The sequence below is a fragment of the Ralstonia pickettii genome (genome assembly GCF_016466415.2).
Classification (GTDB): Bacteria; Pseudomonadota; Gammaproteobacteria; order Burkholderiales; family Burkholderiaceae; genus Ralstonia; species Ralstonia pickettii.
Genome location: NZ_CP066771.1, coordinates 1,683,745 through 1,703,668, shown reverse-complemented (window position 1 = coordinate 1,703,668; position 19,924 = coordinate 1,683,745). Strand labels below are relative to the sequence as shown.

At 59.6% G+C, this 19,924-nt stretch carries 13 protein-coding genes and 1 tRNA gene; 4 read left to right on the top strand and 10 right to left on the bottom strand.

The genetic code is table 11. The features are described 5' to 3' along the window. Positions 1-40: 40 nt before the first annotated feature. The 6 genes from RP6297_RS08005 to RP6297_RS07980 form a co-directional block, all read right to left on the bottom strand. On the bottom strand, positions 41-1,156 hold the full coding sequence (locus RP6297_RS08005) for a glycosyltransferase family 4 protein (RefSeq protein WP_009240826.1): 1,116 nt from the start codon (positions 1,154-1,156) through the stop codon (positions 41-43). Continuing rightward, complete coding sequence (locus RP6297_RS08000) at positions 1,153-2,046, bottom strand: NAD-dependent epimerase/dehydratase family protein (RefSeq protein ID WP_009240825.1); 894 nt, start codon at positions 2,044-2,046, stop codon at positions 1,153-1,155. Before RP6297_RS08000 ends, RP6297_RS08005 begins: the two co-directional genes overlap by 4 nt. 3 nt (positions 2,047-2,049) lie before the next feature. Further along, on the bottom strand, positions 2,050-3,084 hold the full coding sequence (gene gmd, locus RP6297_RS07995) for a GDP-mannose 4,6-dehydratase (protein ID WP_009240824.1): 1,035 nt from the start codon (positions 3,082-3,084) through the stop codon (positions 2,050-2,052). Positions 3,085-3,160: 76 nt separating this feature from the next. Continuing rightward, complete coding sequence (locus tag RP6297_RS07990; protein ID WP_009240823.1) at positions 3,161-6,193, bottom strand: glycosyltransferase family 4 protein; 3,033 nt, start codon at positions 6,191-6,193, stop codon at positions 3,161-3,163. Then, on the bottom strand, positions 6,193-8,844 hold the full coding sequence (locus RP6297_RS07985; protein WP_009240822.1) for an FkbM family methyltransferase: 2,652 nt from the start codon (positions 8,842-8,844) through the stop codon (positions 6,193-6,195). Before RP6297_RS07985 ends, RP6297_RS07990 begins: the two co-directional genes overlap by 1 nt. A gap of 208 nt (positions 8,845-9,052) precedes the next feature. Beyond that, the gene (locus RP6297_RS07980) at positions 9,053-10,219 is read right to left on the bottom strand and encodes a polysaccharide biosynthesis/export family protein (RefSeq protein ID WP_009240821.1); all 1,167 of its coding nucleotides are present in this window, start codon (positions 10,217-10,219) and stop codon (positions 9,053-9,055) included. A 147-nt stretch (positions 10,220-10,366) separates the two neighbouring features. Here RP6297_RS07980 and RP6297_RS07975 point away from each other — a divergent pair, with 147 nt between their 5' ends. The 3 genes from RP6297_RS07975 (at position 10,367) to RP6297_RS07965 (ending at position 15,039) form a co-directional block, all read left to right on the top strand. Further along, positions 10,367-11,521: a glycosyltransferase family 4 protein gene (locus RP6297_RS07975; protein WP_080725236.1), complete on the top strand. Its 1,155-nt coding sequence runs from the start codon at positions 10,367-10,369 to the stop codon at positions 11,519-11,521. Continuing rightward, the gene (locus RP6297_RS07970; protein WP_009240819.1) at positions 11,522-13,537 is read left to right on the top strand and encodes a capsular polysaccharide biosynthesis protein; all 2,016 of its coding nucleotides are present in this window, start codon (positions 11,522-11,524) and stop codon (positions 13,535-13,537) included. Positions 13,538-13,614: 77 nt separating this feature from the next. Next, complete coding sequence (locus RP6297_RS07965; protein WP_009240818.1) at positions 13,615-15,039, top strand: mannose-1-phosphate guanylyltransferase/mannose-6-phosphate isomerase; 1,425 nt, start codon at positions 13,615-13,617, stop codon at positions 15,037-15,039. A gap of 103 nt (positions 15,040-15,142) precedes the next feature. Here the strand turns inward: RP6297_RS07965 and RP6297_RS07960 are convergent, their stop codons facing one another. The 3 genes from RP6297_RS07960 to RP6297_RS07950 form a co-directional block, all read right to left on the bottom strand. Continuing rightward, the gene (locus RP6297_RS07960; RefSeq protein WP_009240817.1) at positions 15,143-16,246 is read right to left on the bottom strand and encodes an SDR family oxidoreductase; all 1,104 of its coding nucleotides are present in this window, start codon (positions 16,244-16,246) and stop codon (positions 15,143-15,145) included. Between the two features lie 653 nt (positions 16,247-16,899). Then, positions 16,900-16,976 (bottom strand) — tRNA-Pro (locus tag RP6297_RS07955). A 331-nt stretch (positions 16,977-17,307) separates the two neighbouring features. Then, a complete protein-coding gene (locus RP6297_RS07950; RefSeq protein ID WP_009240816.1) occupies positions 17,308-18,231 on the bottom strand; it encodes a cupin domain-containing protein in 924 nt (307 codons plus the stop codon). 114 nt (positions 18,232-18,345) lie between these two features. Between RP6297_RS07950 and RP6297_RS07945 the strand changes: the two genes are divergently transcribed. After that, positions 18,346-18,681 carry a carboxymuconolactone decarboxylase family protein gene (locus tag RP6297_RS07945; RefSeq protein ID WP_009240815.1) on the top strand — a complete coding sequence of 112 codons (336 nt, stop codon included), beginning with the start codon at positions 18,346-18,348 and terminating at the stop codon, positions 18,679-18,681. 9 nt (positions 18,682-18,690) lie between these two features. On the opposite strand, the gene RP6297_RS07940 is transcribed toward RP6297_RS07945, so the two are convergent. Continuing rightward, positions 18,691-19,629, bottom strand: a complete 939-nt coding sequence (locus RP6297_RS07940; RefSeq protein WP_009277594.1) for an aldose epimerase family protein — start codon at positions 19,627-19,629, stop codon at positions 18,691-18,693. Positions 19,630-19,924: the final 295 nt, after the last annotated feature.

The following is a 19,924-nucleotide window of genomic DNA, read 5'->3' as shown; positions in this document are numbered from 1 at the left end:
GATAACACCTCGCCCGCACGGTACATCATCGCGCCACCCATCACGCGAACTGCCGGCACACCTCCAGCGTACCCGCCGCACAGCGGGCCCAACTGTGCTGCTGGGCCACTTGCAGTCCGCGTTCCACTGCCTGCGCGCGCCATGCTTCGTCGGACAAGACCTTGGCGATCCCTTCATACAGCGCGGCGTGATCATCCGGCTGCACCAACCAAGCGGCGCCGTCGGCGACCTCCGGCAGCGACGAGCAATCGGACGTCAGCGTCGGTACGCCACTGGCAAGGGCTTCCAATACGGGAAGGCCGAAGCCTTCATACACCGAAGGGTACAGGAAGGCCCGCGCACCAGCGTACAGTAAGGGAAGGACGGGCTCGGGCACGAAGCCCAGGTAGTGCAGCCATCCCTCGCTCTGGCCGCGCACAATCTGCTCCTGCAAACCGTCGCTCAGCCAGCCCTTGCTGCCTGCCAGCACAAGCGGACAGCTCTCGCGCAATGCCGAGGGCAGGGTGCCGTAGGCAGTGAGCAGGCGGTCGACGCGCTTGCGCGGCTCAAGTGTTGAGACGCAAAGCGCATAGGCTCCCGGCGCCAAGCCATACTGCTCTAGCGCCGCACGCAGTTCTGCGTGCGGACGCGGCCCGAATTCGGTCGGCACCCCAAGCCTGATTGCGGTGACCTTGTCACGCGGCCAGCCAAAGTATTCCACCACCTCTGCACGAACCGCCTCGGAATCGGTGATCAGATGTGCAGCCCGCTTCAGTGTGGAAGCAAAGCCTTGCTCGAAATGCCGCAAGCGCTCCGCCGGATGGGTCTCGGGGTACTTGAATACGGACAGGTCGTGCACCGTGACGATGCCGCCATCCACCGCATCGGGAAGGAAATAGTTTGGCGAATGAAATACATGGCTTCGCATTTGGCGCCGCATGTTCCAGCGGCGCCAACTGGCAGGCATGCGGGGCAGCAAGCCTTTGCGCCGACGCGGCTGCGCTGTGGCAGGCTGTAGCAGCGAGGCAGGATCCTTCACCCAGCGGCCGGCAAAGAAGAAGCGCGCCTGGTCCAGTCCGATTTGCGGCAGGGTGTAGTGCCTGGCCAGTTCCCACGTGTAGCGACCGATGCCCGTCAATGGTGGCACGATCGCATCCACCGCAAGGATCAGCTTCATTCTTCGGCTTCCAGCATCCACTGCAGTGTGTCGCGCAACGCAATGGTGGGCTGCGCGCCAATGGCCTCACGCAACTTGGCGTTGCTACCGATCAGCGTGTGCACTTCGTTGGCGCGTACAAAGGCCATGTTCACCTTGATCTCCGGCTGGTATCCGGCGAGATCGCTCATCATGGCCAGCACATCCTTCAACGCATAGCCAGTACCCGAACAGACATTGAAGGTCTGGCCCGCGAATCGCTCGTCGAGCAAGCGCCCATAGGCGGCCACAACGCTGCGCACATCGGAGAAATCGCGGACGACGTGCAGATTCCCCAGTTCTAGGACAGGCTTGCGCTCGCGGAAGTGGGAGACGATCTTCGGCAGCAGGAAGTTGGGCGACTGTCCGACACCTGTGTAGTTGAACGGCCTCACGATGGTGATTGGCAGCTTGTCTTCCCACAGCCTGGCCATGTACTCCATGGCCAGCTTGCTGACCGCGTAGTCATTGGCAGGCGCAGCGGGAGTGGACTCGTCAATCACCTCGCGGTCTGCATTGCCGTAGATGTTGGCGCTGCTGGCCAGCAGTACGGATTTTGGCCGACAGCCCGACGTATGGATGGCATCCAGCAGATTGCGGGTGCCCACCACATTGGTCTCGTAGATTGCCCGGGCGTCGCCATGGGCAACAAACGCAATGGCGGCGAGGTGCACCACCGCCTCGGGCTGCTCTCGGGCGAGCACCTCCGTCAGTGCCGTGCGGTCAAGCAGGTCGCACACATGCACACGCACCGACGCCTCGGGCGCCGGTGTGTGTGCTAGGCCGCAGACTTCGTGACCGGCATTCAGCAACTCCTTGAGCAAGTGCTGCCCGGTGAAGCCGCGAACGCCGGTAATCAGGACCTTTGCCATGTCTTAGAACGAGAAGCCTACCTGATTGCGCCGGACGTCTGCCTCGACCATCATCTGGCACAGTTGCTCAAGCGTCGTCTTGGGCTCCCAGCCCAGTTCTTCGCGGGCCTTGGCGGGATTGCCGATCAGCAGCTCGACTTCAGCCGGGCGGTAGAACTTGGGATTGATCTTGACGATGGCTTTGTTTGTTTTGCGATCGTAGCCGACTTCGTTCTCGGCATGGCCTTCCCACATGATCTCGGTACCGACCGCCTTGGCTGCCATCGTGACAAAGTCCCGGACCGTTTCTGTACGGTTGGTGGCCAGCACGTAGGTATCTGGCTTGTCAGCCTGCAGCATGCGCCACATACCCTCAACGTACTCCTTGGCAAAACCCCAGTCGCGCTTAGCGTCGAGGTTGCCCAGTTCCAGCACGTCCAGCTTGCCCAGATGGATCTTGGCTAGGCTGTCGGTAATCTTGCGGGTCACGAACTCACGGCCACGCAGCGGCGACTCGTGATTGAACAGAATGCCGCTGCTGCCGAAGATGTTGTAGCTCTCGCGGTAGTTCACGGTAATCCAGTGCGCGTACAGCTTGGCCACGCCATACGGGCTGCGCGGATAGAACGGCGTGCTCTCGATCTGGGGAATGGCTTGGACCTTGCCGAACATCTCGGAGGTGCTGGCTTGGTAGAAGCGGATCTCCGGGTTGACGATGCGGATTGCTTCGAGCAGGTTGAGCGGGCCGATGCCGGTGATCTCGGCCGTGGTGGCGGGCTGGTCGAACGATACGCCGACGAAACTTTGCGCGGCGAGGTTATAGACTTCGGTGGCCTTGGTCGTCTGTAGCAGGCGGATGCTGGCGCTCAGATCGGTCAGGTCGTACTCGACCAGATGTAGGTTCGGGTGCTTATCTACGCCCAGTTCCTCGACTCGCCAGAAATTGACGGAACTGGTGCGGCGGTACGTGCCGTAGACGGTGTAACCTTTTTCCAAGAGCAGTTGAGCTAGGTAGGCGCCGTCTTGGCCAGTGATGCCGGTGATGATAGCGGTAGTCATTCTTATTTTCCTGATTTTAAAGTGCAACCAATTAGATTGAGATAAATCAACGCTTTCCTTTGTGTCCGCCTTCTTGTCAAGCTGCCGTCACGGAGGAGTGCCGCAACTGTTGCGCGGTGGTCGCTGCAAGTGGCTCGCTCGTTAATGAATCGCTTTCATTTGCCGAGTGTGCGTCATCTTCTTCTTGATTATCCAACCGAGGGGCAACCTCAATCACGGAAATACTCAAGTCAGTGCGACTGTTGACCCATACCCGGACCTCGAGATCTGTGCAGGGTGCATCTAGCTCTATCGGTAGCACAAGCAAATGGCCGCCTGCGTCGGGCTCACGCAGTGCAGACTCGGCAAGGATGCGTTGGCCTTGATCAACTGCGACATCCATGCGGGCCTCGGCGGTGCCTCCAAGTTCCCCGCGAATCACCACCCGATAGTGACCGCTGGCTAGAGAAAGATACGGTCCAAAGATCAGGTACCCTGCTTTACGCGTGCTCACCATTTCACGCCCGGCACGCTTACCTACCTGCGTACCCAGTCGGCTGTCGCTGCCTGCGAAGCGGTGCACACCGTCGGGCAGCCACTGTCGATACCAGTGCCCACGAAGAATGATATCCAGCAGGTTCTGTGTGCTTTGTTTCCAGGTCAGCCAAGGCATGGCATTCGACTGGGGAGCTGCACCGGCCTTGTCCAGCGTGAGCCACTCTTTCACGGCATTGGCTAGGGTATCCGGCGTTGCGCCCGAAAAGTACAAAGCATGATTCCCAGCCACCTCTCGGAAGACCGGTATATCACGAGCTATTATCGGCAATTTATGTTGGGCAGCCTCGATAAGTGGCAGGCCAAAACCTTCGCCTTCCGAGGCGGCGATCAAGCAGTCGGAAGCCGCGTAGATTTTTTCGAGGTATTCGTCACTGACGCCGTCCAACCAGAACAAGCGTCGATTGCGCTCGGCATGGTTATGGAGCATTTCAACCAGTAAGTCGACATTCCAGCCGTGCTTTCCAACCATCACCAGGTTGACATCCACGCCCTCGCTCCAAAGGCGCTCAAATGCAGCCAGTGTTTGCAATTGCCCCTTGCGCGGCTCGATAGTTCCCACCATCAAGAAAGCGGGGCGGTGTGCAAGGGTGTCTAACACATCGTCAGCGGTAGCCGGTAGACCTTTGGTGGGAACAGACCGCGCTACATCCGCTCCCAAATGGAACCAGCCAAGCTTGAAGGGGCGTAAGCGCTCTGGACCGTTTACACTGAGCCATTCGGCCATCTCGTCTGCAACTGCACGCGAGATGCACTGCACGCCATCGCCTTGGGCGAGCACACGTAGCCATCTGTCGTGAATATCAGACGTACCTTCCGGGAACACATGAGGCATCAATACGGGCAGCAGGTCATAAATGACAAAGTGCACCTGTACGCCAGCGCGCTTCAAATGGGCATAAAACGGCGCCTGTTGTAAGACGACGTGATGTTGCAAATCGAGGCCAAGAAATATGTCTCCGCTGGACACTTCTATAGGGTCATCTGCCAGCTCTGGGCTTGGTTTGCTCAGGAACTGCGCCAAAAATTGCCTTGCGTAGCGATAGCCGGGTTCATGCTGAGTGGCATAAACCGGCTCGACACTGAAATCTGGTGGCGGATTAATAAGTAACTCCGCCAGAACGCTACGAACTACCCGCTGAATGCCAGTCTTAGAATCACGATGGGCTAATTCAGAGATGTCAATCAACAACTGCCTTTTGGCGGTTCGACAGTGGTTGAGCGTGATGGCTTGTGCCGTCTTGAGCCAGTCGTCATCATTAGTCGACGGATTGTTGAGTCTCGCAATTTTTTCAACGAGCGAGGCTATCGCGGAATCGTTATCAAATGCTTCGTTATTTCGGCTAGCCGTTTTCCCTTGTTTAGCGTGCCAACGTTCAAAGGCTGAAATTGCCCTTTTTGCGCTCTCATCCCAAGAGAAATTTCTTGCCTGCTTCAAGCCGTGTTCTGCCAGCTCATCGCGTAGGCGAGTGTTGGTCAATACCTCGGCCATTTTACGGCTGATCGCTTTCTCATCGAACGGATCAAATAAAGCATCCCGGCGTCCGATGACTTCCGGTAAGCTAGAAGTGTTTGCGCCAATAACGGGAGCGCCGCATGACATTGCCTCTAGTGCGGGCAGACCAAAGCCCTCGTGCAATGAAGGAAAAACAAATAGATCACACAGGTTGTAGAGTTGCACAAGTTCTTTATCACTGACGCTTCCTGTAATCACAACATCATCCGATCCTAGGCCACATAGCTCTGCATACTTCTCAAATTTCTCTCGGTGATCATTCGGGAGGCGGCCGACTATGGCAAGTTGGCAGTTTTCCCTTAGCGTCTTTGGCAGAAGTGAAAATGCTTTGATGAGGCGCAAATGATTCTTGCGCTCATCCGTTGCGCCCGAGTACATCACAAAAGAACGCTCTAACCCAAAATGATTGCGAAGGCTTCGCTTGTCCCGTTCAGTGATGGAGATAGGTTTGAAGCCGACTTCGGCTGCAGCCCCAATATTGACCGCTTCGTCTGCCGCGACGCCTAGATTGTCTATACATTCCTGGCGCGCCGATTCTGAAATCGCCAGATAAATATTGGCGCGCTTTAAATGAGCGAGTTTCTCTCTATAGAACGCCTCGTATAGAGGATTAGGCGTGAGATATTGTTCGCTCTGTAGCAGTGGGATCAGGTCGTAGAACGTGACGGCCGTCGGGATCGAAGTTCCGCAGATGCTGTGAACGGCGTCGTCACCATACCCTTCGAATAGGCTCGTGATGTGCAAGATATCAGGCTGAAGACTTTCCAAGAAAGCGTTGCGTAATAGTTCAGCCGTTCGTCTGCGCCAAGTGTTCTCAGGAGTAAGGGGCGGCACCGGTCCTGCTGCATGCCACACGCGAATATTCTCTTGTGGAAGCAATCCTTCAAATGCTGCGCGAATTGGTTCAATGGAATCGTGGAGCATCCCATTAAGCGCAATAATGATCTCATGATCACCGCGATTGCGAGCCATGGCTTGTGCCAATGCTAGGCTGTAGCGGCCTATGCCGCGATGTCGACTGGCACCTTGCGTCCCTTGCAGGTCAATCAAGATTCGCATTATGCGACTCCTTCGACATGAGTGGCAGCGGCTTGCTTGAGCTGGGAATAGATATCCCGTGCACGTGGCGAGAGTTGCTTGAGCCCCTCGGGCTCGGGCGGTCGGAAGCTGGTGCTGGCTAAGGCAACGCGACTATGATTCGGCGCGCCACCCTGAGCGGTAACGGTGGTTTGAGCTTGCTGCATGACTGCGTGGTGCAGGTCGGTCACAGCATTTTCTAATCGCGCAAATCGGCGCTGGTTCTCGTCGCCAAGAACATAGATTTGGTTTTCGATCGCATTCAGTTTCTGGTGAGTGGCGCCAGCGTGTTGCACTCGTACCATAAGGCCTAGCAGCCAGCCGATCAGAGGAAGCTTGAGGTAGCGATAGGAAGCCACCGCTGCATCCAGGCCGGAAAGGGACGAACCGCGTGCTTTGCCCTCTTGGGAGAATCGCAACTGAGAAAGAATCTGGATCTTGCTGACGCCTTGGCGTACACGAGCCAAGTAGTAACGGAAGCCGTCAGGATCAGGGTTACGCCCCAGAACTGTCAGGTAGGCAGAATGGACGAACTGCTGATCATGGTACGACAGGAGTTCATCCAGCGTGTGTGCTATTGACGGGCAGTTCATGGGTGTATTGATTGCTAAAGCAGAAATTCCGGTCTCACTCGGGCGTTGCTGGGTGAGAGTAGATGTTGGGGCTGGTGCTGCACATGCCGGTGCGGGAGGCTGAGCTGCAGCAGATGAAAATATCGGCGCCGCCTGAGTTCGCGGCAGTGGCAAAGGGGTGAACAACAGGGAGCCAATCCAGCGCACTGGTGCCGTGAGACGCCATGCGAAAGAGGTGTGAATCGCATCTAACGATGCCTTAAGCGCCAAGGTTGTATGTTGTGCTGCCGCCATTTGCTCTCTGAGCTGCGCCTCGAGTGTCGCATGGGCCTGCGTCAGTTGGATAAGCTTTGCCTGCGTGCTGGAAATTTCCTGGTCAAGCTGTCGTTCTCGATCACGGCCGCGCGCTTCGGCGCTACGCAATTCTGCGTGTGCGGTCAGAAGTTGTTGAACCAATGCCTGGTCGCGCTCGGCATGCACTCGGGCTTGTTCGCCGACGGCTTGCTGGGCGTCGCGGTGAACCTGCTGAAGTTCTCGGGAAAATTCGCTTTCCCGTTGCGCCAACGAATGGAGCAGTTCTTTAACTTCCAGTCGAAGTTGGCCGATTTGCTCGGTCAACGCGTGTTCGCGCTCGGCCCCTTCGTGACGCAGAGTCCGCTCTAGCTCCGCGTGGACGCGGGCTTGTTCGGCAGTGATCTGCTCGGCCTCGCGCCGGGTTTGTAGCAGTTCTCTGGCAAAGTCGCTTTCCCGCTGCGCTACTGAGCGCAGTAGGGCTTCCATCTGCTGCCGAACCTGGAGGTTGTGCTGGGTCAGTACTTGTTCCCGTTCGATTCCCTCCTGGGCCAGCCGTCGCAGCTCGGCTTGGCTCGCGTAAAACTGGTCAGCCAGGGCTTGTTCGCCATGTTGGCGGGTTTGCATGAGTTCTTGGGAGAACTCTTTTTCCCGCTGTACCAAGGTGCGCAGCAGCTCGTCCACTTCCTCACGGATTTGGGCAGCCTGCCGTGTTAGCTCTCTTTCGCGCGCAGCCCCTTCCTGCATTAACTGACGAAGCTCCGTCTCGCTGGCTTGGAGTTGCTGGAGCAGAGATTCGACCCGATTAGCATGGTCGCGCATCAGCGATTGTTCTTTCTCGACATTGGCGCGGCCCTGATCAACCAGCGTGGACTCGAGCTGGTGCACGGCATCGTTCGATGCTCGTAACTGTTCCCCCAGGGCCTGCTCTTGTTTGGTGTGAAGCTCCCGTTGCGTAGCCAATGCGTCGGTTAGGCGCGTGATTTCTTGCTGGGCAGTGTGTTTTGCCTGGGCCAGCTCCGCCTGCGCGCAGTCAACTTGTGTTTTATGGTGTGCCTGCACCAGGTGGCAAAAAGGGGCGCTGGCAGTGCCGTTTAGCGCAAAGCCATCGAACACATTCGGCCCTGCGCGGAACGCTTCGCGCAGTTCGGGATGGCCGGTAGAGACGTAGTAGCGGTTAAGTCCGTCGAAATAGGCGTGTTCGTAGTCGCGGCCAAGCAGTAGCGGTTCCCAATGTGAGTGGGATTCGATAGTTGTTAGCGGAAGCGTACTTTCCACTATGACTATCCATGGCCGGGCTAGTGACTGCCCCCAGCCTTCCAGCACCTGCCGTTCGAATCCTTCGACATCAATCTTGAGCCAGTGGATGTCGCGTGAGCCGGCATGTTCAAACACATCGGCCAGGGTGAGGCAGGGAACTGTGGTTTCACGGGTTTGGAAGCCCTGCTGCTTGTGGCGCTCGGCAATGGTGGCATCCGCCGTAGACAGGCCGGTTTCGGGGATTTCGTAAAACGTCAGCGTGCCATGGGTGTGGGTCAGGGCGGCCTGCAGAACGGTTTCGTCCGGGCGATCCTGTCTCAGCAAGGTGGCATAGGTGCTGGTGGGTTCCACATGAATGCCGCGCCAGCCATGCTCGTAAAACGCTTTACTGACGGAATCGATAGTGGGGTGCTGGGCGCCCACATCGATATAGAAGCCTTCTGCTACGTGCCCCAAGGCACGCCATAGCATGACGTCTTCAAAGTTCTGGGCGTAAGAAATAATACTCATGCTATTACATCCGGGCAGCACTCATGCCGTCACGTCCGACGTCCACTGAGGTGCCGCGGCCGGAACTGTCATCAAACCAGTTGTCTTGGTAGACCAAATTCCCAAAATGCTGAGCAATTGCAGGGCGGTACCCGCCCGGGCAAGCGCTCGAGAGCTGAGGCACGGTATAGTCAGCCCCCATTTAGACTGGCTACCGAAGCAAACAGAATTACTTGAACGTATTCACCGTAGTCACCACCGGATAAGCCACGGAAAACACTACATTCAAGAACTTCTGCAGCTCAGCAATCGGTGCATTCGACACGTACAGTAAATCCTTGTTATCCATCACAAACGTCTGCGCTACAAAAAAGCTGCCGGGGTCCTTTAGGTTCAAACGGTAGACCACCGGCACCTTGCCGTTCTGTGTGGTGCGCACCGGCTGGCGCGGCCAGGGCAGGGCGTTGGCATCTTCAAAGCGGAAAATGAACACGCCCCGCGCATCGGCGCGAGAGTCTTCCAGGCCGCCGGCACGGGCAATGGCCTGGGCCAGCGTAATGCCTTGCGCTTCGAAATTGATTTCCTGGTTTTTGCCGGTGGCACCCAGCGCAGTAAAGCTGAGGGGCTGGAATAGCGCGGTTACGACGTCACCAGCACGCAGCGGCACATTCTGGCGCGGGTCGCGAATGATGGTTTGCAGCGGCAGGGTTTGAGCCGCGTTGCCGCGGGTGACTTGAATCGTTATCTTGTCTACCGGCTGGCGCACGCCGCCGGCACTGGCCACGGCATCAAGCAGCCGTTCACCGCGTGCCGTCAGTTGCATGCGGGTGCTGGTGGCAACGTCGCCCACTACGGTCACGTAGGAGGTAACGTTCTTGGACAGCCGCACCAGCACCTGGGGCTGGTTGGCCTTGCCCTTCAGGGCGGCGGTAATGTCCTTTTCCAGTTGTGTGGTGGTGCGCCCGGCGGCCTTGATCTGCCCGGCAAATGGGACATTGATATAACCGTCGCCGCTGATCATTTGTTCGGGGAGCACAGAGACGCGAGCGTTGCTTGGCGCAACACGCGGGTCCATGCCGGTGGCGCCAAACAGGGTGGCCGGAGGGGCCTCCCAGACGGAAACTTCAATGACGTCGCCCACGCCCAGTTGCTGCTGGAATTGCGCCCCGCCCCCCAAAGTCCGGGCAAAGTCGGCGGTCTGGCGTTCGGCCAGAAGACGCTGGGCCACTGCTTCGGTCACATCTACGATCTGGATTCCGGCTTTGACGGACGCTTCGGTGGTGGCGTCGGTTACCTGCGATCGGGTTGGGCCGGAAGAGGGGACGGACGAACAGGCGGTAAGGCTGGCAATGCCGACAATCGACACTGCCGAAAGCAAGGCGGGCAGGCTGCGCATTCTGGAGAAGGTTCTTTAGGTCAAGCAAAACTTTGCAAGTATCACATGCCCGTCGCTAGAATATGCAGCCCTTTGGCAATTTTCCCGCAAAAGTCGTTGGCATATTTTTACTCTCCACCCGCTAATTCATGCATTCGTAATAAAGCTGTGCTACCGATATTCTTAGACGTCACGCGGCTTCTGGACAGGCTGGCCAAACGGACTCTGCCAACTGGCGTGGATCGCGTTGGCCTTGCCTACATCCGCCACTATGCATCCCGCGCGCGTGCCGTACTGAGCGAGCGCGGATTTTATGTCGTATTGCCGGAGCGGGAATCGGCGCAGGCATTTGAGTTGTTGCTAAATCAGGACGCCACCCGTTGGAGGGATGCTCGGCGGCTGATGGTGCGTGCTATTCTCGGCGCCCTGCGGCGTGAGCGATTTGCTCGGGGGGTGCTGCTGCATACCAGCCATTCCGGGTTGGAATATGGCCGGTATTTTCAATCACTGGCGAGCCGGAATATCCGTACGGTTTTCATGCTGCACGATTTGATTCCGCTCACACACGCTGAATATTGTCGCCCCGGAGTGCGTGAGCTCCATCGGGAGCGGATGCGTGTGGCGCTTCGCCATGCGTCCGGTGTTATCGCTAATTCCAAAGCTACGCTCAACTCCTTAATCGAAGAGGCGCGATGGGCCGGATGGCCGTTGCCGAAGACGGTAGTGGCGCGTCTGGCTTCAGGCGTGCCGGCTGCCAACGTGGACGCGCGTCCGCTCGCGCAGCCGTATTTCGTCATGCTGGGCACAATTGAGCCGCGCAAGAATCACTGGTTTTTGCTCCATGTCTGGCGCCGTATGGTCGAGGAACTGGGTGAACGTGCCCCGACGTTGGTTGTCATCGGGCGGCGAGGGTGGGAGTGCGAAAACGTGGTGGATATGCTGGAACGCTGTGTGGCCCTGCGCGGCAAAGTCATAGAAGAGGCCAATTGTTCCGACCAGCGCCTCTACAACTATCTGCATCACGCCCAGGCCCTGCTGTTCCCATCTTTCGTGGAAGGCTACGGCATGCCGCTGGCCGAAGCACTGTCAATGCGGGTGCCTGTGATTGCCAGTGATCTGCCCGTGTTCCGGGAGATCGCAGGCGAGATACCGGACTATCTCGATCCGCTTGACGGCCCTGGCTGGATGGCGCGTATTTTGGAATATTCCACGACGAATAGCGTGCAGCGCGCGAGCCAACTGATCCGCATTGAAGGGTTCCGCGAGCCCACATGGCAGCAGCACTTCGAGGTAGTTGATCAATTTATCGAGGAACTGGCGTAAATGCGCGACATGGGCGCGGTTGCCGGGCCTGTGCCTCAGGTCGCCTCATACCTGCGTGGCGTGACGCGGGGCTGGCGCACGCTTGGCTCCATCGCGGGCGTTGCCGGTGGTGTATGGGGCGAGCGGTGGGCGGGGCGGGCAGTGCTCCGGCTCAAACGCTGCATTGATTCGACCACACCGACTTTGCTTCCAGGTCCGATCTGGTCGGAATGCAAGCTCGGGGAGCCGATGCTGTCTTGGTTCGTGCTGCCCGGGCCATGCCGCGCGGGAGATCCGATGGAACAGGCTGTACAAGCCTTGCTTGCGAGCGTCGATAGCCTGGGGACCTCGCCGGAACTGCCTGACCTTATGGCGCGCATGGTCGCCGCCCGTGCGGACCTTGCACGCAATGCCACGCCTGTTTGTCCACCGGAGTTAATGCAGCCGCGTAGTAAGCCGCGCGTGTTGCTGATTGATCAGCGATGCGGTGGAGGCGCAACGCAGGCCGCGTTTATACGCATGGTGGCGGCGGCACAGAGCGAGCACCCCGGCGCAGAAATCTGGATCTGGCCCGCTGCCCGTGGCGCTGCGGGCGGGCTGTCCGGTGCGGGTGAGCTGCCTACAGGCACGCGCAGAATTGCCGCGGGTTTCAGTTTTTTCGCCACGCTGTCACATATTGACCATACATATACGGTGAGCGCGCCCGAAGGCATGCAGGCTCTGCTGGCTGGCATACCGGTGCACGTGTTTGGTCGCCCGTACTATGCGGGCTGGGGCCTGACAACGGATGATCTTCCGATGCCGGACCGCCACCACCGCCCCACACTCGCCGCATTGTTCGACGCGGTCTATCTGCGACTCGCGCGCTATCTTGACCCCGAAACCCATGGTGTTGGCACGCTGGAACGCTCGCTTGACAGCATTGAGCTGCAGCGCACGGTGCGTGCGCGCTATGCAGATTGCGAGCGAGTGGCGGGGGTGCGTTTCCAGCTATGGAAGCGGTTTTTCGCCACGCCATTCCTGACGGCTGGCGGGAGCAAATTGCGCTGGGCGCGCGTGTCAGAAAAGATGGAGCAAGGGGAACGTGTGGCGCTGTGGGGGGGCAAGAGCACGGAGGGCATTCCAGCGAGTGCACCCATGTTGCGCATGGAAGATGGTTTCTTCCACTCCGACGGACTTGGCTCCGACATGAATGCGCCGTGCAGCCAGGTGCTGGATCGGGAGGGGCTGTATTTCGATGCGCGCACCCCGAACGAACTGACGCATACCCTGAACAGCGCGCAATTCGATGATGCGGAACTTGTTCGAGCGGCGGCTTTGCGTGAGTTGATAGCTCGCCTGGGCGTCACGAAGTACAACCTCGGCCGGCGCGCGCCGGGCTGGAACGCACCGGCCGGCAAGACGGTCATCCTCGTCGCGGGGCAGGTGGCCGACGATGCGTCGATCCGCTACGGCACCGGGGTACTCGGCACGGCTGAAGCGCTGCTCGAAGCGGTGCGCAAGCGCAATCCAGATGGCTTCATCGTCTACAAGCCGCATCCAGATGTGTTGTCCGGTAACCGGCAGGGGCTGGTGCATGCCCACGAATTGGCCGACATTGTCGACGCCGAGTCCGACGTGGTCTCGTTGGTCGATTGCGCCGATGAGGTGCACGTGCTGTCATCGCTCGTTGGATTTGATGCTCTGCTGCGAGGCAAGCGCGTCTTCACCTATGGGTTGCCGTTCTACGCTGGCTGGGGGCTGACACAAGATGCGCTGGAGCAGCCGTGGCGGCAGCGCAAGCTGACGCTCGACATGCTGGTGGCCGGTGCGTTGCTGCGCTACCCAATCTATTGGGACTGGCGCACCCGGCTGTTCACCACGCCGGAAGCGGTGGTGCGCAAGCTCGGATCAACGGCAGCACGCCCGCTTGGGCGGATTGCGGATGACTGGAAGCGGCCGCTGCGCAAGGCGTGGCGCTGGAGCCGGAATGCGGCGTGGTACGGATATTGGGCCTGGGCGCAACGTCGGCAGGCGCGCCTGCGTGGAGTGCTGTAGCGGGGCAGGTGGCGACGAGCGTTGCGATGGGCCAAATGTTATTGATTGAGTGAGTGGTAGTCCTTGAGGGAGTTGAAATGAATATTTACCCCGTCATTCTCTGTGGCGGAAGCGGTACCCGTCTCTGGCCAATGTCGCGCGGTGGCTATCCGAAACAGTATCTCAAGCTCATCGGCGAACATACGCTGGTGCAACAGACGGCGCTTCGCCTGCGCGGCATCGGTAATGTGGCCGCCCCGATCGTGATCACCAATGAGGAGCAGCGCTTTCTGGTGGCCGAGCAATTGCGCAGCGTCGATGTGAAACCCTCGGCGATCGTGCTTGAGCCGGTCGGCCGCGATACGGCGCCCGCCGTGGCTGTTGCGGCCCTGCTTGCACAGCAGGCCACACCCGAGGCGCTGCTGCTGGTACTGCCGTCGGATCATGTGATCGAAGACGACGTGGTGTTCGGCAAGCTCGCCACGGTTGCAGCCAGTGTCGCCAAGGATAACTTCTTGGTCACTTTTGGCATCGAGCCCACCGAGCCGCATACGGGGTACGGCTACATCCGCGGTGGCGAAGCCCTGGTTGCCGTCGATGGCACGTACCGGGTGGAGCGTTTTGTGGAAAAGCCGGACGCGGTGACCGCCGCCCGCTTGCTGGAAGAGGGTGGGTACTACTGGAACAGCGGCATGTTCATGCTGAAGGCGGCCGCTTACCTGGACGAACTCCGCCAGCATGCGCCCGAGATTCTCCGTCAAGCAGAACTGGCACTGAACGCCGCCAAGCGCGACGCTGATTTCGTGCGGCTCGATGCAGAGGCCTTCGGCGCCAGCCCCAAGCTGTCGATCGACTACGCCGTCATGGAAAAAACGGCACATGCTGCCGTTGTGACGGCGGCTGGCCTGGGCTGGAACGACATCGGTTCGTGGACGGCTCTTGCCGAGATCGCCAACGTCGACGACAACGGCAATGCGTTGTTTGGGGACGTGCTGGTCGAGGACGCGAGGAACACATACGTGCGGGCCGAGCACCGCATGGTGGCGGCGGTGGGCGTCAACGACCTGGTGATTGTGGAAACCGCCGATGCGATTCTGGTGTCGCACCGTGACAGAGCGCAGGACGTCAAGAAGATCGTCGAGCGTCTCAACAGCTCGGGCCGTCACGAGTCGGTGACGCACCGCAAGGTGTTTCGCCCTTGGGGTTCATATGAGGGCATTGACCAAGGCGAGCGCTTCCAGGTCAAGCGCATCATCGTCAATCCGGGCTCGTCGCTCAGTCTGCAAATGCATCACCATCGTGCAGAACACTGGATCGTGGTGTGCGGCACCGCCAAGGTATTCAACGGTGATCAGGTGATGCTGCTGTCGGAAAACCAGTCAACGTATATCCCGCTAGGCGTGACCCATCGACTCGAAAACCCGGGCAAGATTCCGCTTGAGCTGATTGAAGTGCAATCCGGGTCCTACCTTGGCGAGGACGATATTGTTCGCTTCCAGGATCACTACGGGCGCGTTGCTTAGGCGCGCTCACGACCATAAAGACTACCTCGGCACGCGCCCACAGGCGCATGCCGAGGGCGGTGAGGCTACTGTTGGTCTGGTGGTTTGGTTTAGTTGGGGACGCTTATTTGTAGTCCCACTGCATCTGCTCGGTGATCGACACGGCGTCCGACGTGTCGAGGCAGCGGTCCAGATAACTGAGCAGCGAGCGCGGCTGAAAGCCCGTCTCTGTTACCAGTCGCGTGTTATCGAACACGTAGCTCATGCTGGCGAACTTGGCATATAGATGGATGGATCGCGCGACCAGACGCACGTTGCCATCTTCGGTCAAGCGCAGAAATTTGCGAGCCAGCGCCTTCTCCTCGATTTTTTCCTGATACACGTAATCGACCAGTGCCTGGGCATCTTCTTCCGGGCTCGCGCAGCGCTTGACGCGCGGGTACAGCGTGGCGATCTGCTCCGAATGCGCGTTGCCAGCACTGATGTGATATAGGTCGTGCGCCAGCATCGGCTTGAGCGCCAGCCGCACGATGGCCTCGGCGCAATCGTCCACGGGGAGGATGTCGATACGGTCGCCCAACCGGCAACTGAAGGTCTCCAGCAAGGCGACCATACGCAGCATCCAGAAGATGCTGCCCGACGGCGCGCAGCCCAACTCGCTGTGGCCGACTACGATGGACGGCCGGACTACCACCAGCGGCAACTCGGGAAACGCTTCGCGCAGCTTCAGCTCGGCCATCCCTTTGGAATAGGTGTACTGCACCGCGTGTTGCTCAAGCGGCGGCACGTTCCAGCTTTCCTGCACGTGGCGGTCAGCAAGTTTGCCGCACGACATGCCGGTGCCAACCTGCAGAAAACGTTTTAGCCGTTTGCCTTGGGCCGCCTGTCTGCCCAGCGCCAGCACGCCACCAACGTTGGTTTCCCACAGCGACGGATGGTTGGAAAACGTCGCCAGCGCGGCGCAGTTGATGATGATTTCCGGGTCGCCAAGCGCGGTGGCGGCCGCATTGCGCAAGTCGAACGGCACGATTTGCGCTTCGCTAATGCCATCCAGCACCGTCTTCGGCAATTGAAAACGGCGCAGGTTGTTTCGCAGGCGCACGAGCCCGTCGGCGGGGGTGCCGCCGCGCACCGCAAAATGGGTGTCGCCCAGCAAACCCTTGTCCGCAAGGTTGGCGGCAACAGCGCCGCCTACAAAACCGGTCGCGCCGGTTAGCAGAATACTCATGCCTGAGACTCGAAAATTCGTCGCGTTGCGCAAAGGTACTTGCTCATCCGCGAGAAATGTAGGTTGCCGCCGTTATCGATATTGGCGCAGATGCGCTTGTCGGAGTCCGGTGACCAAACCGGATGTCGCCTCGGGGCTGGCCAGCCCGGAAAGGCAACGCCAATTCCAGGAGACGTATACGCTTGATGCTTTCGGCTTGCCAAGCGGTAGTCAAGCATGCTGCCGGGATCAGCGCCAAGCATCTGAGTTTACAAGAATGTAGCCTTTCGGTCCCCTTTAGGGCGGCGTGTTTGCTTACCCCTCGTTGAGAGGGTTGATTTCATGCGTGCAGTACCGTGCCGTTGGAGGTCTTGCTCGTGGTGATCTCTGGCGGTGTGTTGCTGGGGTTGTAGATGTCGACCGGCCCTTCCAGCCGAGCTGGTTCGGCTTTGTTCGGGAGGCTTCATCAAGAGATCGATTGAAGTCAGGATGCTGGTAGGTACGGCTACAAGCCCCAGCGACACAGCCGCAGCGTCGTTGGATCGTCACCGGATTCACAAATCGAATTTCCCAACACAATCGGTCAAAGGCACTGTCAAATATTCGGCCCCAACTGCGCTGCGCGGAGAAATAAAAAAGCCAGTGTAATCGCTTGATTACACTGGCTTTTGTTTTGGTCGGGGCGAGAGGATTTGAACCTCCGACCACCTGCACCCCATGCAGGTACGCTACCAGGCTGCGCTACGCCCCGAAGCCTGAAAGTATAACAGAGGCGTGGCGCCGATGACCAGTAGTTCGCTCGCGGTTCGATCGGGCGCGGTGCGGTCGTCTCGCACATCGCTGTGGCATAGAAACCCCCCGCGCTAGAGTGCGCTGTAGTCTCTGTAATCCGAGCGTCCACATTAGGAGTCGCGTCACGAACGTGCTCGAGAACAAGAAGAACGTGCGGGCCGTTCTTGCCGAACTCGCTGTGAGCCACGTTAAGCCGTTCGTTGATCTCATCGCGGATGATTTTTCCTACCGGAAAGCAGTGCGAAGAAGTGCACGCATCGAAAGCTTGAGCGCTAATGGTTGCGGGGCCTCTATGGATGACTAACCAATCCCCTTCGATACCGCGCCGGCGTCATCCCCAATTGCTGCTTGAACGCCTTGCCGAACGCCGCCTCCGATTGATAGCCCACACGTGCGCCAACTTCGCCCACGCTGAGCCGTGTATGGACCAACGTTTCGCAGGCCAGCGTCATGCGCACACGCGTGAGGAAATCCCATACCGTCATGTCCGCCCGGGCCTTGAAGTGTCGCGCGTAGGTAGCGCGTGACATGGCCGCCAGATCGGCGAGGGCGTCGATGGTCCACGCACGTTCGGGCGCGCTGAGCATGGCCTGTATGGACGGGCCGAGGCGCGCGTCCGACAGCAGCGTCAACGTGCCTGGGCTCGCGTTTTCTCGCTGACCATAGGCGCGCAGGGCCATCGTCAGCAAAGCCTGGCTCAGTGAGGTGACGATCGCCAGCGCGCCCGGTGCGCGCGTTTCGGCTTCGTCGCGCATCAGCCCAATGAGTGCTTGCAGCGCCGTAAATGACGCACTATCAGTCAATGACACATGCAACGGATCGGGCAGGGTGCGTACAAGCAGCGTGGTCGAGCCGTGCTCGTGAACGAAGCGACCGCAAAGCAGATCGACGTCAGCCGCGCCCCGGCCGGTTTGACTAAGCGGCAGCATGCCGTCGTGCGATGTGCGTGGCTTGGCGGTGGGCGCCTCTTTGCTGACCGGGTCGTGAATTGTGTGTGCTTCACCACGCGGAAACAGGATGAAATCGCCTTCGCGCAGCGTGAGCGTGCGGCCGCCGGTGTCGACCCGGCAACAACCTGACAGCACGAGGTGGAACAGCGCCTGCCCATTCGGCTCTGGAGCGTGCGGGATCGAGAATCGCCCCTGGAACAGGCAGCGCAAATCGAGGCTGGCCTGCGGCCGGGTGAGCTGAATGAATTGACTGAGCGCGTCCATGAGACGATTTCGACAGAAATTGCGTTGATCAAGTATTCAACGAATCACGCATCAAGACAATACTCTTTCCAACGGCGCGGGCATCGGGCCAGCGCCACACCACCGGAGCACATCATGCTGAACTGGGTCGAGTATCGGAAGGAATTGCTGGGGCGCATTGGCGAGATTGGTCAGATCACGCCGGATACCGTCAAGGGCTACAAGACGCTGTCGGCTGCCACGACGGGTAGCCTTGACGCGAAGACGCGTGAGCTGATTGCGCTGGCCGTGGCGGTGACCACCCGCTGCGACGGCTGTATCACCGTGCACACGGCGGAGGCCATCAAGCATGGCGCAACGCACGAGGAGATCGCCGACGCGCTGAGCGTGGCGATTTCGCTCAATGCCGGGGCAGCATTGGTGTATTCCGCGCGCGTGTTGGATGCGGTGCAGGCCTACGAGAAGGCCTGAGCGCGTAGGCTACCGGGCGATCCGCAGACGGCAAGTTGCTTGCCGCGCCTCGCCCGGGGCGAGCAGGTGCAGGCCTTCACCGTGGTGGATCGCATTCGGCAGGCCCATCCATGGTTCGACGCAGTAGAAGTCCGACGTGGCGTTTTCCGCCCACGAGGTGATGGCGTGCCAGGGCACCGGCGCGCCGTCGACTTCGAAACGAATGCGACGGCCGAGCGGTGCTTCCGGGTGCGGCGGAATGACCAGCGTTGCAGCGCCAGCGTCATCGAGCAGGTGATAGCGGTCTTGCAGCGCCGGGTCGTCGAGCTGGTAGTTCCCGCGGCCGGGCTCGGGTCGGTCGAGACTCCCATCGGCCAGCTGTCGCGACAGCCGCGACGGCGGCATCAAGAGTTCGGTCGCGCCGCGCAACGCATGCGGTAACGCCAGGTAGAAATGATGACCAGCGTAGAACGGCATCGTGGCATGCGTGTCGCCTTCATCCAGATGCTTGACGGAGAAGGTCGCCTCCAGCCCATCGTGAATCAGCCGGTACGTCACGCGAAACTCAAAGGCGAACGGATAGCCTTGACGCGTCTGGGGGCTGTCGCGCAGCAGCAGGACGATGTGCGCGTCGCTTGCGTCTTCCACCTCGAACGGCAAGTCGCGTGCAAAGCCGTGTTGCGGCAGCTCGTGAAGTTGCCCGCGCGCGTCGCGCCAGCGGCCGACTTCGCCGTCGACGAAATGTCGGCCGATAAAGGGGAATAACAGCGGATTGCCGCCACGCACCTTGGCTGGATTTGTCCAATCGGCCGGTTCGGGCCAGAAGAGAATGTCTTCGCCGCGATGGCGCCAGCGCACCAGCCGGCCGCCGGCTTCCGGCGCGAGCAGCAGCATGGAGCCTTCGGCGTGGGGCTCACCAATGCGGATGAGCGTGCGGTCCTGGAAGCTGGCGGTGGGCAGGTCGTGCATAGGCAGGGCAAGGTGGCTTGTGGGCATGGGAATCGCGTACTAGATTGTCAATGCGTTTTGCCCGGAGGGAAACCATGTCCGTCAATTGCGTGCTGCCCGCACATACTGTTCCCCCACCCGATGAGCCTTCACCGCCGGGGATCCCACCCGATCTACCATCGCCCGATGAGCCACCGCCGCCAGTCGAGCCACCGGAGTTGTCGCGGCGGTAATCTGCTGTTACCAATCGTCACAGCTTTGCGGCAAGCGGTTCGTAAGATAAGCGCCAGTTCTCGCGCGACTGCGCGTTTCTACA